We start from the raw sequence: 14,802 nt of genomic DNA, 5'->3' as shown, positions 1-14,802 counted from the left end.
TAAATTATGAATCTTTTAGAGAAATCTGATGATGAGATTATAGCAATTGCTAATCCTATTTGGGATAACCTTGTTAAGACATCAAATATGAAAGATTATGGTGGGTTTACTAAAGACTTCGGAACTCAAATGTTATTTGGAGCAAATGAAGTAGAGCTTGGAAAACAGTGGGCTAACAATAAGCTTTTAACGAGTTTAAAAGAGGATTATGAAGTATTCGGCTGTCTTAGAAGAGGTCAAAACATTACCGTTCTATTTAAACAGAAGAGCAAGGAAATTGAAGGTGAGTTCCTTGGAAGGTTAGTTCTTGGTGTTGAAGGTGATGACGTTAAAGTATTTGGAGCCACGATCTACTAAACCTAGACTTTATTTCACCTATAAATTATTTTTTATTTTTTAAGTATTTATTTGACAAATAGTTGGGCAGTGGTAATCAGAAGAATAAATGCCTGACATATTAAAAAATTTACCTACTGAAATTAAAAAGAATAAACTAAAAACAGGCATATTGATTGGTTTATCTGCATACTGGGGAATAATTCTAGTAGGCACTTTTGTTTCATTTAGCTAAAAAATTGCTTAACAAAAACACTTTCTACATCTAAATATCTATTTATTGACATCGTTTTATTTGAGGCATATTTAGTTAAAATTACTATATGGATGTTTTTTTACCAATTGCAGAAGTCTCAGTTAACATTGTTGCTATTTTTGCATTAAGTGGTGTGGTAGGAATTCTTTCAGGTCTATTTGGTGTTGGTGGTGGTTTTCTAATGACACCTTTTTTAATATTCTTAGGTGTTCCCCCAACTTATGCAGTTGCTAACGAAGCTAATAATATTTTAGCAACATCAGTTTCAGGATCCACAACTCATTATTTAAAAAACACACTTGATTATAAAATGGGTTTAATGATTGTCATGGGTGGATCTATTGGAACCTTACTAGGAATTTGGACTTTTACTTATTTTAAAGGTATTGGAAAAATTGATATCATTATTTCATTAGCTTATATGTATATACTTGCAATTATTGGAACTGCCATGTTGGTTGAAGGTTTAGGTGAAATAGATAAAGCTAGAAAAAAAATTATAACAAAGAAAAAATTACACGTTCACTACTGGATACATGGTCTTCCATTTAAAATGCGATTTCCTAAATCAAAATTATATGAAAGTGCTTTTACACCTATAATTATTGGTTTAATCGTAGGTTTTATTGCAGCGATAATGGGAATTGGTGGAGCCTTTATTTTGGTACCGGCAATGATTTATATAATTGGTATGCCAACAAGATTAATTCCGGGAACATCTTTATTTGTAACTATTTTTGTAAGTATTATTGTAACTTTTTTACATGCATTTAACTATGGATCGATTGATTTAATTTTAGTAACCATGTTAGTTCTTGGATCTATTGTTGGTGTTCAAGTTGGACAAAAACTTGGTGAGTCTGTTGATAGCACTGGGATTAAAACTTTGCTTGCTGTTCTGTTATTACTTGTTGGAATTGCAATTGCTTATGATACTTTTTTTGCCGAAAATACTACTCAAGAATTAGTAAAAATTGATGTGAATAATTTAAATCCACTGTCAATGTTCATTAAAAAATTATCCACAGAAATGCCAATTTTATATGGATTATTTTCAATTGTATTTGCAGTTACTTTAGGGGTAGGAGCTGCGTTTATTAGAAAATTTTTTTCAAATCTAAGAAAAAAATATTCACTAAATAAAGCTTAGTTATTAGAATTTGTGTTTTTTTATGAATTAAAAATTAGGCCTGTAAAAATAAACTGATAAATTTGAATTAGTTTAACTATTTATTTTTTTTTCCCAATTATAAGCAGTATTTAAGATATATTGTAAGTCATTATATTTTGGCTCCCACGAAAATTTTCGGTAAAATTTATCTGAATTAGCAACAATTGATTTACTATCTCCAGGTCTTCTTATACCAATTATAGTTTCTAAGTTTTTTTGGAGTATTTTATTATAATTTTCAATAACTTGTTTGACAGAAAATCCAACTCCATAGCCACAATTAAAAATATCTGATTGACCATTTTCTATTAAATATTTTCCAGAGATTAAATGTATATCTGCTAAATCTGAAACATGAATATAATCTCTTACAGTTGTGCCATCAATTGTGTCATAATCATCACCATTAATTATTAGTTCATTTCTTTTACCAACAGCAACCTCGGAGGCTATTTTAATTAAATGTGTAGAATATTTTGAAGTTAAACCTGTTCTCATTTTTTCATCTGCCCCTGCCACATTAAAGTATCTTAAAATTATATATTTAATATTTTCTTTATCTGATTGTTCAATTATGAAGTTTTCTAATTTCAACTTAGACACCGCATAGGGATTTAATGGATTAAGTTGGCCATTTTCAGAAACCGTATCCCCTTCAGGGTTTCCATAAACAGAGGCGGTTGATGAAAAAATTATTTTTTTTAAATCATTTTCAAAGCAGGTATTTAAAAAAATTTTTGCTTTTTCATAGTTAAATTCATAATATTTATCTGGTTCTTTTACGGACTCTTCAACACGAATTAGCCCAGCAAAATGCATAACTAAATCAAATTTTTTTTGATTAATAATCCTTGTTACTTCTTTTTGATCAGCAATATCACAAATAAAAAAATTGGCTTTTTTTGGAATTAATCTTTTATTACCTGTGATTAAACTATCAATAATAGTTACATTATATCCATTATCTAAAAGTAAATTTGCTACATGACTACCTATATAGCCAGCCCCACCTGTTAAAAGAATATTCTTCATTTAAAATAGCTTATATTAATATTTGTGTAAGCCAATTTAATTTATAATAAACTTATAAAAAAATTTTAAGAAAAGTATCAAGACTCACAATACTAACGACACCCACAGTCACAGCAGCAATTAAACCAACAACAAATGGTTTATATCCCATCGATTTTAATTCATTCAAATTAATAGATATACCAACTGCAGCCATAGCCATGGTAAGAAAGACAGTAGCTAAGCTTTTAATGTAATTAATTAAAGTTTTCCAAAATCCATAATTAGAATTTTCTATAGTAAATACTTGATCTCCAATGTTTCTTACAATAATCATCCCAATGAAACCAAGTACAAAATACGGGAAAATACTGAATATTGAGTAGTTTTTATCTTTAACCTTACCCCTACTATATAAAAAACCAAATAATGGCACCATGATTACTAAAAATGTATTTCTTATAAGTTTTGTAACTGTAGCTACATTTAAAGTTTCAGGGCTATTAAATTGTTGGTCATAAATTAATCCAGCAGCAGCTACTTGTGAAGTTTCATGAATAGCAGTTCCTAAAAATAAGCCTGCCATTACAGGTTCTCCATAAAAATACCATTCTGCAAAATAAGGATAAACAAGCATAGCTATAACACCAAATAAAGTAATATTTGCTATTGCATAAGCAACTTCAGTTTTTTTTGCCTCTATAACTGGTGCTACTGCTACAATCGCTGTTGCACCACAAACGCTTGTCCCAATTGCTATCAAATAAGACATTTTAGAAGAGATAGGAACTTTTTTAATTAATAGTTTAATTAGAATAAGAACACTTAATATACATATAATGATTAAGGGAATAGCAATTGTTCCAAATTTTAAAAACTCTTCAAAGCTTAATCTTATTCCTAAAAAAATTATTCCTAATTTTAAAATATATTTTTGGGTAAAATCTAAACCAATCATCATACCTGGTCTTGGTGTGAATGCATTTCCCATAATAATTCCAAGTAATATTGCAATCATTACTGTTGAAATTGGGCTTTTGTTAGTTTCAAATAATTCTATGCCAATAACATTATTTATTCCTTGTGAAAATAAACAGAAGACTAAAGCAAGTATTACACCAGGAATAACTTTAATAATTTTTTGAGAATTCATATTTCCAGAGCAAAGAACCCTAAAAGCTAAGCACTTCTATAAAGCTTAGTCATAACAAACTCTTTATGACCTAAAGCTTCAGCACAAGTTAATCTACCGTTGGCAACTCTAATCATTGATTTGATTAATTCATCGCCAGCTTCAGACATATTCATCTCACGTGACAATATTTTAGATACATCACAATCAATATGTTCACCCATACCTTTTACAGTTAAAGGATTGGCAGTTAATTTAACAACTGGCTCAATAGGGTTACCGACTATATTACCTTGACCAGTTGGAAATAAATGAATGTTAAATCCAGCTGCTGCTTGAAGTGTAATACACTCAGCTGCTGCAGATGAAGTATCCATAAAGTATAAACCCCTTCCTTTAGTTGGTTCTTCTCCAGGGCCCAATACATCAATAAATTTACAATTTCCAATTTTCTGAAAGTTTCCAAATGCTTTTTCTTCAATAGTTGTAAGACCACCAGCGATATTACCTGCTGTTGGTTGACTATCTGAAAGATCATCTGTCGCTTCTTTAAGGATGAAGTCATTATAATCACTCCAAGTTTTCATAAATTTTTCAGAAGCTTCAGGTGTAGCACCTCTTGCTGCGCAAACTTTTTCAGCACCTGTAAGTTCTGACGTTTCACCAAAGCATAAATGCACTCCTAATGGCTCTAACTTGTCCATTAAGTTTCCAACAGTAGGGTTAGCAGCAAGACCTGATGTTGTATCAGATTCACCACATTTAACAGAAATCCACAAATCACTTAATGGACATTCTTCTCTTTGTTTTTCTGAAGCCCACATTGCAAATTCTTGAGCTTTTTTAGAAGCCTTCATAATTGTTCCAATGTCACCAGTTCTTTCAATGTGAAATCCTTCAACTGGTTTCCCAGTTTTAGCAATCTCATCAACAATTCTTTTTGTCCATTTAGGTTCAATTCCAATAACAATTACAGCAGCAACGTTAGGGTTTTTTCCAGTCCCAATCATTGTTCTAAAGTGTAAATCTAAATCAGCACCAAATTGAAGTCTTCCATAAGAGTGAGGAAGGGCTATCGTACCTTTAATATTATTTGCTACAGCTTCAGCACAGGCATTTGAGATATCATCTACAGGCAAGATAATTACATGATTTCTAGTACCAACTCTGTCATTTTCTCTTTTATAACCTAAAAAACTTTTTGGAATTTCCATATTTTTTACCACTTCTTCGTTTTTACATTGTGAACATGAACGTGTTCACCTTTTTTGATTGATTTAACTACTTTTCCAATATCATGACCATATTTTAAAATAGTATCACCCTCATTAAGGTCAACCATTGCAATTTTATGCCCTAATTGAATTTCATCTACTGATTGAATTTGAACCGTCTTATCATTTTCCATAATCCAGCAAGCGCAATCTTGGTTAGAAGTGATTTTATCAATAACGACAACTCCTACGTTGTCTTTTTCGTCATGTATAATAATGTCTGTAGCCATAATTGTGTCGATTTGTTTGTTTGAAATTTTTTAATTCTTATATATTAATCTTTCAAATTAACAAATTATTTATAGATTTTTTTAACAACTTAAGCAGGAAGGCCTAATTATTATGACTAAAATGACAACAGAAGAAGCTTTTGTAAAAGTTTTACAAATGCATGGAATTGAACACGCATTCGGAATAATTGGTTCTGCTTTTATGCCCATTTCAGACATCTTTCCTGACGCCGGAATAACTTTTTGGGATGTTGCACATGAAACTAATGGTGGATTAATTGCAGATGGTTACACTAGGTCTACTGGTAAAATGTCAATGGTTATTGCACAGAATGGTCCTGGGATTACAGGTCTTGTTACACCAATTAAAACTGCATATTGGAATCACACACCACTACTTTTAGTTTCGCCACAAGCTGCAAATAAAACTATGGGCCAGGGTGGTTTTCAAGAAGTAGAACAAATGAATTTATTTAAAGATATGGTTTGCTATCAAGAAGAAGTTAGAGACCCCTCAAGAATGGCAGAAGTATTAAATAGAGTAATTGAAAAAGCGATCAGAGGATCTGCCCCTGCACAAATAAATGTTCCAAGAGATTATTGGACACAAGTTATTGATATTGATCTACCCCCAATCGTAAGATTAGAAAAACAAGCAGGTGGAGTTGATGCAATTAAAAAAGCAGCAGACTTATTATCTAATGCTAAGTTTCCAGTAATATTATCTGGAGCAGGTGTTGTAATTGGTGGAGCTATAGAGGATTGTAAAAAATTAGCTGAAAAATTAGATGCTCCAGTTTGTTCTGGTTATCAACATAATGATAGTTTTCCTGGAAGCCATCCATTAGCGGCTGGACCATTAGGCTATAATGGATCAAAAGCTGGAATGGAATTAATTAGTAAAGCCGATGTAGTTCTTGCACTTGGTACAAGATTAAACCCTTTCTCAACTTTACCAGGTTATGGAATGGATTATTGGCCAAAAGATGCAAGTATAATTCAAGTTGATATGAACTCAGATAGAATTGGTTTAACTAAAAAAGTATCAGTTGGAATTTGTGGAGATGCAAAATTAGTAGCTCAACAAATTTTAGCACAGCTTTCTTCAACAGCGGGTGACAAGAATAGAGAAGAGAGAAAAAATACTATTCACCAAACTAAATCAGCATGGCTACAAGAGTTATCAAGTTTAGATCATGAAGATGATGATGAGGGTACAGTTTGGAATGCAGAAGCTAGAAAAAGAGATGCAGATAGAATGTCTCCTAGAGAAGCTTGGAGAGGTATTCAAGCAGGAATGCCTGATGATGTGATTATCTCAAGTGATATTGGAAATAATTGTGCGATTGGAAATGCTTATCCTACATTTGAAAAAGGTAGAAAATATTTAGCACCAGGATTATTTGGTCCTTGTGGTTATGGTTTTCCGGCTATCCTTGGAGCAAAAATTGGATGTCCTGAGACACCTGTAATTGGTTTTGCAGGAGATGGTGCATTTGGAATAAGTATGAATGAAATGAGTTCAGTAGCAAGACCAGAATGGCCAGCAATTTCAATGGTAATTTTCAGAAATTATCAATGGGGGGCTGAAAAAAGAAACACCACCTTGTGGTTTGATGATAATTTTGTTGGAACAGAACTGGACCCAGAACTAAGTTATGCAAAAGTTGCTGATGCTTGTGGTTTAAAGGGGGTTATAGTTCGTACTATGGAAGAGACTACTGCTGCTATTAAACAGTCTTGTGAAGATCAAAAAAAAGGAATTACAACATTTATTGAAGTAATTCTAAATCAGGAACTGGGTGAGCCTTTCAGAAGAGATGCAATGAAAAAACCGGTTAAAGTTGCAGGAATCAAAAAAGAAGACATGATCAAGCAACCTTCGCTGATTTAATTTGAAAAATAGTAATATTAAAATTGGAACAAATAAAAGTTTTGGAATAGTTTTTTTTCTATTTTTTTTAATTGTCTCAATACTTCCTTTATTTAAGGATGGAAATATTAGAATTTGGTCTTTAATAATTGCTATAGTTTTTTTAATTTGTGGGCTAATTAATTCAAAAATTCTAACCCCATTAAACAAAACTTGGTTTAAATTTGGAATTCTATTAGGTAGCTTTGTTTCACCAATAGTCATGGGTATAGTTTTTTTTGCTATTGTTACACCAACATCTTTAATTATGAAGGTTTTAGGTAAGAATTTATTAAATTTGCAAAAAGGTAATAAAAAAACATATTGGATTGAAAGATCTAAAATTGAAAGTAAGATGAAAAATCAATTTTAATTATGGATTTTTTAAGAGAATTTTGGGAATTTTTAAAAGTTAGAAAAAAATATTGGCTACTACCAATTCTATTAGTTTTAGTATTATTTGGTGGATTAATTGTCTTAAGTCAAGGTTCAGCTGTAGCTCCATTTATTTATACAATTTTTTAAGTGAAAACTATTTTAGGCATTTCAGCATTTTATCATGACAGTGCTGCAACTATTCTTGTAGATGGCGAGATTATTGCTGCTGCACAAGAAGAAAGATTTACAAGAAAAAAACATGATTCAAATTATCCATTTAATGCAATCGAATTTGTTTTAAATTTTGCAAAAGTGAAATTAATTGATGTTGATCAAATTATTTTTTTTGAAAAACCTTTTTTAAAATTTGAGAGATTATTAGAAACTTATGTTGCCTTTGCACCAAGAGGCTTCAAATCTTTTTGTATGGCAATGCCAGTCTGGTTAAAGGATAAACTTTTTCAAAAAAAAATGCTTTTTAATGAATTGAAGAGGCATGATAATAATTTCAATGACAATAAAAAAATTTATTTTTCAGATCATCATTTAAGTCATGCTGCTAGTGCTTTTTTTCCATCTCCATTTGAAGAGGCTATAGTTTTAACTGCTGACGGTGTTGGTGAGTGGGCTACTACAACAGTCGCTATTGGCAAGGGAAACAACTTGAAAATTAAAAAGGAAATTCATTTTCCACATTCTTTAGGATTACTCTATTCGGCATTTACTTATTATACAGGCTTTAAAGTAAATAGCGGTGAATATAAACTTATGGGCTTAGCTCCTTATGGTACTCCAATTTATGAAGATATAATTAAGAATAATTTAATTGATGTAAAAGAAGATGGATCATTTCATCTAGATCAATCATACTTTAATTATGCAACTGGTCTAACAATGACTAATCAAAAATTTGATAACTTATTTGGTCAAAAAGTTAGAGATGCTAAACATGAAAAACTAACACAATTTCATATGGATATTGCTGCATCCATTCAGAAAGTAACAGAAGATATAATGATTAAAATTGCTAAATCTTTAAAAGAAGAATTTAATATACCCAACCTATGTTTAGCTGGTGGCGTTGCTCTTAATTGTGTTGCTAATGGAAAGATATTGAAAGAAAAAATATTTGATAATATTTGGGTTCAGCCTGCTGCAGGCGATGCTGGTGGATCCTTAGGTGCTGCTTTAGCTTTGTGGTACATTGAGCAAAATAACCATAGAAAAGTTGATCTGAATGACAGTATGCAGGGATCTTACCTAGGACCAGAATATACACAAAAAGAAATCGAAGAACAGCTTAATAAAGCTGGTGCTAAATATGAAATTTTTAAAGATCAAGAGTTATTAGATAAAACTGCTACAGATTTATCAAAAGAAGAAGCTGTTGGTTGGTTTCAAGGAAGAATGGAATTTGGACCTCGAGCACTAGGTGCAAGGTCTATTCTAGGTGACCCAAGATCAGAAAAAATGCAAAAAAACTTAAATTTAAAAGTTAAATATAGAGAAAGCTTTCGTCCATTCGCACCATCAATATTAAAAGAAGATTTATCAGAGTGGTTTGATACTAATGTAGATAGCCCATACATGTTAATGGTTTCAAATATTAACAATGATAAAACTATTGTAATGACTGAAGAACAAAATAAATTATTTGGTATTGATAAATTAAATGTAAAAAGATCAAAAATACCAGCAGTTACCCATGTTGATTATTCTGCGAGAATACAAACTGTTCATAAAGAAACAAATGAAAAATATTTTAGATTAATTGAAATATTTAAAGAGAAAACAAATTGTCCTATTCTTGTAAATACGTCTTTTAATGTTAGAGGAGAACCAATTGTTAACACTCCATTAGACGCATTCAATTGTTTTATGGGCACAGATTTAGATAAACTGGTTATTGGTAATTGTTATTTGGATAAAAAAGATCAAAACTCATCATTAAAGAAAGACTATACCAAGGAATTTGAATTAGATTAAACATAAATTGTGAACATTATTAATGATACTAGTTGTGGTTGGATTAATGACCTTGATACAAGATCAAATATAAAAATTTTAGATAGAGATAAATCCTGTGACTGGTTAATAGTAGGTGCTGGTTATACAGGTTTATCAGCTGCTAGAAAATTATCAGAACTTCACCCAAATCAAAAAATTATTATTATTGATGCCCAATTAGCAGGTGAGGGTGCTAGCGGAAGGAACTCAGGATATTTAGTTGATACTACTCTTAATGACGGTTTCACTTCCAATAAAGAACTTTCTAATTATAAGAAGAAGACTGACATTTATAAATTAGGAATTAATGTTGTTAAAAAGTTTATTAAAGAGCATCAAGTTGATTGTGATTTGAATGAAAGTGGAAAATATTTTGCCTCATCAAATAAAAAAGATAGAAAGATATTAGAAAATTTTAGCAAAACTTTATTAAAGCTAAACTATGAGCGTAATATCTTAGAAAAAGCTGAATTAAGTAAAAGATTAGGTACAAATTTTTATAACCTAGCACTTTATACTAAAGGTGGAATTTTATTACATCCAGGAAAACTTGTAAGAGCAATGGTTGACACTTTGCCAGGTAATGTTGAACTATTAGAAAACACTCAATTAAATGAATGGTCAAAAAGTAGTGATACAATTATTTGTAAATTTAATAATCATAAAATAACTACTAAAAAGATTATTTTTTGTACTAATGGTTTTTTAAAATCACTTGGTATAAAAAATAATTATAATTTCCCCTTAACTTTAACTGCAAGCATGACAAGACCATTAACAGATACGGAGTATAAATCTATTGGTGAACCTAAAGAGTGGGGTGTGCTACCTGTTAGACCAATGGGTGCAACTATTAGAATGACAAAAGACAAAAGAATTTTAATTAGAAACACTGCTGAAGTTCATAGCCCTTTTAAAATGTCTAAATCAGATTTAGATAAAAGATCTTTTAATCAAAAACTTGGAATTAAAAAAAGATTTCCAAGTTTATCAGATGATATTATTGAATCTAGTTGGTCCGGGATTGTATCTAGAACAAGAAATAGTTCACAAATTTTTGATAAAATTGATAACAACGTCTTTGTAGCAGGTTGTTATAATGGCTCTGGTATTGGAGTTGGAACTTTATTTGGTGAACAGATAGCAATTAAAGCAAGCAATGAAAATAGTGATGAAATTAATATAATAGAATCTAGAAGTAAACCTACTTGGCTTCCACCACAGCCATTTTTAAATATTGGAGTTAAAACAAGATTAATATTTGAAAGATTTAGATCTCGATCTGATGTTTAATTATTGATTTCTTATAAGTGGATAAACTTTAGGGCTTAAATACTTAAAATTAGTAATCATAATTAAGATTAATGTAGCTAGTCCTATTCCAATAGTTACCTGTAAAAATATTACTAAATCAAACTTCCATGTAATTTGAAAAATATTTTCGATGATAAATTGCGAACCTATGACCGCAAAAAAAAGAGCTATTAGAATTATAGATGTGAATATAATAAAAAATTCAATAATTGAAGAGAGCACAACCTCGACCTTGGAAAAACCTAGAATTTTGAATATTAAGTTTTGAAATTCTTTAATTTTACCTTGAACTATAATTGCGCTTGATATTACAATTAAACCAATGACTATAGTAATTGCCGAAATAACAGTTACAGCAATAAATACTTTGTTTAATAGATCTGTTACTTTTTCTAAGTAATCAGTAATTTTTATAATGGAAAGACTAGGCATTTTATCTAGTAAAGCAGTTTCATCAAAATTCTCTAAATTTTTAAACTTTGAAGTGGCCAAGTATTCGTGAGGGATATTTTTTGCAAATTGAGGGTTTAATAACATTGCAAAGTTAATAGTAAAATCTCTGTAGTCTACTAACCTGAAGTTTACAATCTCACCTTCAATTTCACGACCATAAATATTGAGAGTAAAAACATCACCAATTTTAATATTAAAATCTTTAGCAATTTTGCTATCAAGTGAAATTTGAAGTTTATCAGGTCTATCTAAATCCCACCATTTGCCTTCTATAATTGGATTATCTTTTAAAACTTTATCAGCCCAAGAAGACCTTCTGTCATTTCTAATCACCCAGTGGCTATCATTACTTGAATCGATATAAGTATTTGGATCTATTCCATTAATTTTTAGAATACCCGTTGAAACCATGGGTACAATTTCAAGGTTAGCTTGTTTATCCATATCAAAAATTAAATCTTCAAATATTTGTCTTTCATCGCTTTGAATACCAATAAAAAAATAATCAGGAGCAAGTTCAGGTATAGATTTTGCAATTTCTCTTTTAAAATTTGATCCTACAAAAGCTAAAGTTAACAATAAGGTGACTCCTAAACCTAAGGACATAATAGTTATAGGAGTAATACTTTTAGTTTGAGTGATATTTTTAACAGATACTTTAATTGAAATATTTGGGTGCTCTTTAAAACCTTTAAATAATTTAATAATCAAGTTTGATAATAAATAGAAGACTAATAGACAAACAAAGAAAGCTCCAAAATAACCCAAGCTATAAATGGGTTGAGCTGAACCGATAGTAAATAATGAAATTAAAATTGATAATAAAAATAGACTTAAAACAATTGATTTCTTTGAATAATAAAATTGTAGGTTTTGAAATACATTTCTAAACAAGTTTGATGCCTTAACTTGATCAATTGCGTTAATAGTTGGTATAGAAAATATTATTAATACTAATAAACCTACTGAAAAAACTTTGAAATAATTAAGAATAGAAAAACTACCTTCAATATTTAACCCAAGACCAGCTGATAAATAAACATCAACAATAGGGACTAGAAAGAAACTAAAAGAGTAGGCGGCAGTAGATATTATGAATAATAGAATGAGTAATTGTAGATAGTAAACTATTTTTATATCCTTTGAGAAAAAGCCCAAAGACTTCTTAACTGCTATAGACATATTATTCTGATTAATGAATGAAAGTAGGGTGTTAGCAATCCCAATTCCAGCAATCAACATTGCGCTAATTGATACAAGAGATAAAAACTGAGAGAAATTATCAATTATTCTCTTTAAAGGACCGTCAGATTTTTCGTGATATTTAATTATAACCTTTTTTTCATCTTTGAATAATTGCTCAATTTTTTTAGATAAAGCTTTTGGATTATCTCCCTCATTAAATCTTACTTTATATTCATAGTTTAAAAAGCTGCCTAGGTTGTTAAGTTTTAGTAATTCTAATGTTTGTTTGCCAGCTAAAGCAAAATCACCAAATACAAAAGCACCCCCAATATCAGGTACCGATTTTACAATACCAATTACGGTAAAGAGTTTGTCTTGAACTTTGATTTTATCATTTATTTTTAAATTAAGATTTTTGAAAATATTTTCATTAACAAGGATTGTATTTTCTGTAGTTTGTAATTTTTCAAATGCACCACTCGGCTCATAACCCACTTCGCCAAATAAAGGATAATTTTGATCTACTGTTTTAATTCTAGAAAAAATTGATTTATTTTTAGTCTTATTAGTAGTTGAGATCATGGTACTAAACTCAACCATTTGTGAAACGGTGGCAAATTCTTTAACCTGGTTAATTAACTCTAAGTTGCCAACATTACGATTGTAATCAATTTCAATATCTCCACCTAAAAGTGCTCTTGAATTATTATCTAATTCTTTGTTTAAACTATCTTCAATTGTGAAAATTGAACTTAAGATAAATAAACTGATAAAAAGTGTTAAAATAATACTAGAAATTTTTTTATAATTTCTACTCAAGTCTCTTAAGGCATATATCAAAGTTAACTTGTACTCTGAAAGCTTAGACAATTTTTCCATCTTTGATTTTGATTTTTCTTTTTGCTTTATTTGCAAGTTTTGGATCATGGGTGACCATAATTAAAGATGATTTTTCTTCCTTAATATATTTAAACAAAATATCTGCAATCATCTGTGAATTTTCACTGTCTAAATTTCCCGTAGGCTCATCTGCTAAAATTAGCTTTGGCTTCATAGCTATAGCTCTTGCAATTGCTACACGCTGTTGTTCACCACCTGAAAGTTGACTTGGTAAATTATTAAATCTATTTTTTAACCCAAATCGATCCAATAACTCTTTGGCTCGTTCGTTAGGGTTTTTTAAATTATTTAACTCTAAGGTTAAAGCAACATTTTCAACAGCAGTGTAATTTGGAATAAGATAGAAAGATTGAAAAACTATACCTATGTTCTTTCTTCTAATTTTAGAAACTTCATCTTCACTCATCTTAGATATTTCTTGATCTTCAAAAAATATCTTACCAGAGGTTACTTTCTCTAATCCCCCAGCAAGCATGATTAAGCTTGTTTTTCCTGAGCCACTTTCTCCTACTATTGAAATAGACTCATTTTTTTTAGTCTCTAAATTAACATTCTTTAAAACCTTAATAGTATCATTAGCAGTTTGGTATTTAAGATTAACGTTTTTTAGCTTAAGAAGACTGTCCATGATTAAAAGATTTATTATTAAAATTATAGCCTTCTGTCTAGTGAGCATAAACGTCAATGCTATAGAAAATGTTATCCTATTTGGTGATAGCTTAATGGCTGGCTATGGTCTTCCACAGGAAAAACATTTAGCCATTGTTCTTCAAAACAATCTTAATGATAGTAGTTATAATCTTGAGGTTATTGATGGAAGCGTATCTGGGAGCACATCTGCTGGTGGATTAAACCGTGTAGAGTGGTCTTTATCTCAACCTGATATTGATTTAATGATCTTAGGATTAGGTGCTAACGATATGTTAAGAGGAATAAGTCCCATTGAGACCGAAAAAAATTTAGAAAAAATTATTCAAATAGCAAAACTAAAAAATATAGAAATAATTTTAGCAGGAATGATTGCTCCAACAACTCATGGAATTAGTTATAAAAAAAGGTTTGATAATATTTATCCAAATTTAGCTAAAAAATATGATCTAAATTTAATACCTTTTTTATTAGAAGGTGTGGCTTTAAAACCTGATCTTAATCAGGATGACGGTATGCACCCAAATGAAAAAGGAACTTTAATTGTAAGTGATACACTTACAAAAAGTATCATCAGTTTTATAAAAAAATAAAA

Annotated in this window: 15 protein-coding genes; 9 read left to right on the top strand and 6 right to left on the bottom strand. The window is 30.1% G+C overall.

Annotated features, from left to right (window positions below):
• Window positions 1–6: 6 nt before the first annotated feature.
• The 3 genes from ABXT65_RS04075 to ABXT65_RS04065 all read left to right on the top strand — a co-directional run bounded on the left by ABXT65_RS04075 (window position 7) and on the right by ABXT65_RS04065 (window position 1,742).
• The gene (locus ABXT65_RS04075; protein WP_415322411.1) at window positions 7–357 is read left to right on the top strand and encodes a hypothetical protein; all 351 of its coding nucleotides are present in this window, start codon (window positions 7–9) and stop codon (window positions 355–357) included.
• A gap of 88 nt (window positions 358–445) precedes the next feature.
• Window positions 446–571 carry a hypothetical protein gene (locus ABXT65_RS04070; RefSeq protein ID WP_415322409.1) on the top strand — a complete coding sequence of 42 codons (126 nt, stop codon included), beginning with the start codon at window positions 446–448 and terminating at the stop codon, window positions 569–571.
• Window positions 572–659: 88 nt separating this feature from the next.
• Entirely contained in the window at window positions 660–1,742 is a 1,083-nt protein-coding gene (locus tag ABXT65_RS04065; protein ID WP_415322407.1) for a sulfite exporter TauE/SafE family protein, read from the top strand.
• 72 nt (window positions 1,743–1,814) lie between these two features.
• Here ABXT65_RS04065 and galE read toward each other — a convergent pair whose 3' ends face one another.
• From galE to ABXT65_RS04045, 4 genes are read right to left on the bottom strand one after another with little or no spacing between them, the layout of a single operon-like run.
• Complete coding sequence (galE, locus tag ABXT65_RS04060) at window positions 1,815–2,795, bottom strand: UDP-glucose 4-epimerase GalE (protein WP_415322405.1); 981 nt, start codon at window positions 2,793–2,795, stop codon at window positions 1,815–1,817.
• 52 nt (window positions 2,796–2,847) lie between these two features.
• Window positions 2,848–3,927, bottom strand: coding sequence for a YeiH family protein (locus ABXT65_RS04055; RefSeq protein ID WP_415322404.1), 1,080 nt, complete (start codon window positions 3,925–3,927; stop codon window positions 2,848–2,850).
• Between the two features lie 26 nt (window positions 3,928–3,953).
• On the bottom strand, window positions 3,954–5,120 hold the full coding sequence (locus tag ABXT65_RS04050) for a UxaA family hydrolase (RefSeq protein WP_415322402.1): 1,167 nt from the start codon (window positions 5,118–5,120) through the stop codon (window positions 3,954–3,956).
• A 5-nt stretch (window positions 5,121–5,125) separates the two neighbouring features.
• Window positions 5,126–5,410, bottom strand: a complete 285-nt coding sequence (locus ABXT65_RS04045) for a UxaA family hydrolase (RefSeq protein ID WP_415322400.1) — start codon at window positions 5,408–5,410, stop codon at window positions 5,126–5,128.
• A 112-nt stretch (window positions 5,411–5,522) separates the two neighbouring features.
• Here ABXT65_RS04045 and xsc point away from each other — a divergent pair, with 112 nt between their 5' ends.
• The 5 genes from xsc to ABXT65_RS04020 are packed head-to-tail and all read left to right on the top strand — an operon-like array spanning window position 5,523 to window position 11,000.
• Window positions 5,523–7,304: a sulfoacetaldehyde acetyltransferase gene (gene xsc, locus ABXT65_RS04040; RefSeq protein WP_415322398.1), complete on the top strand. Its 1,782-nt coding sequence runs from the start codon at window positions 5,523–5,525 to the stop codon at window positions 7,302–7,304.
• A gap of 1 nt (window position 7,305) precedes the next feature.
• Window positions 7,306–7,695 (top strand): SxtJ family membrane protein, encoded by a 390-nt coding sequence (locus tag ABXT65_RS04035; RefSeq protein ID WP_415322396.1) that lies wholly within the window; start codon window positions 7,306–7,308, stop codon window positions 7,693–7,695.
• Between the two features lie 2 nt (window positions 7,696–7,697).
• On the top strand, window positions 7,698–7,847 hold the full coding sequence (locus ABXT65_RS04030; protein WP_415322394.1) for a DUF5989 family protein: 150 nt from the start codon (window positions 7,698–7,700) through the stop codon (window positions 7,845–7,847).
• Entirely contained in the window at window positions 7,848–9,686 is a 1,839-nt protein-coding gene (locus ABXT65_RS04025; protein ID WP_415322392.1) for a carbamoyltransferase, read from the top strand. It begins immediately after the preceding gene.
• Window positions 9,687–9,695: 9 nt separating this feature from the next.
• Window positions 9,696–11,000: an NAD(P)/FAD-dependent oxidoreductase gene (locus ABXT65_RS04020; protein WP_415322390.1), complete on the top strand. Its 1,305-nt coding sequence runs from the start codon at window positions 9,696–9,698 to the stop codon at window positions 10,998–11,000.
• On the opposite strand, the gene ABXT65_RS04015 is transcribed toward ABXT65_RS04020, so the two are convergent.
• Together ABXT65_RS04015 and ABXT65_RS04010 are read right to left on the bottom strand one after the other, a co-directional pair.
• Window positions 11,001–13,586: an ABC transporter permease gene (locus tag ABXT65_RS04015; protein WP_415322388.1), complete on the bottom strand. Its 2,586-nt coding sequence runs from the start codon at window positions 13,584–13,586 to the stop codon at window positions 11,001–11,003.
• Complete coding sequence (locus tag ABXT65_RS04010) at window positions 13,522–14,187, bottom strand: ABC transporter ATP-binding protein (protein WP_415322386.1); 666 nt, start codon at window positions 14,185–14,187, stop codon at window positions 13,522–13,524. Before ABXT65_RS04010 ends, ABXT65_RS04015 begins: the two co-directional genes overlap by 65 nt.
• On the opposite strand from ABXT65_RS04010, the gene ABXT65_RS04005 reads away from it, so the two are divergent.
• The gene (locus ABXT65_RS04005) at window positions 14,186–14,800 is read left to right on the top strand and encodes an arylesterase (RefSeq protein WP_415322384.1); all 615 of its coding nucleotides are present in this window, start codon (window positions 14,186–14,188) and stop codon (window positions 14,798–14,800) included. The two genes, ABXT65_RS04010 and ABXT65_RS04005, sit on opposite strands and share 2 nt — an antisense overlap.
• Window positions 14,801–14,802 lie beyond the last annotated feature (2 nt).

This window comes from Candidatus Pelagibacter sp. Uisw_127, from assembly GCF_047722515.1.
GTDB lineage: Bacteria > Pseudomonadota > Alphaproteobacteria > Pelagibacterales > Pelagibacteraceae > Pelagibacter.
Note: the sequence above shows the minus strand (reverse complement) of the source record. Positions and strands in the feature narration are given on the sequence as shown.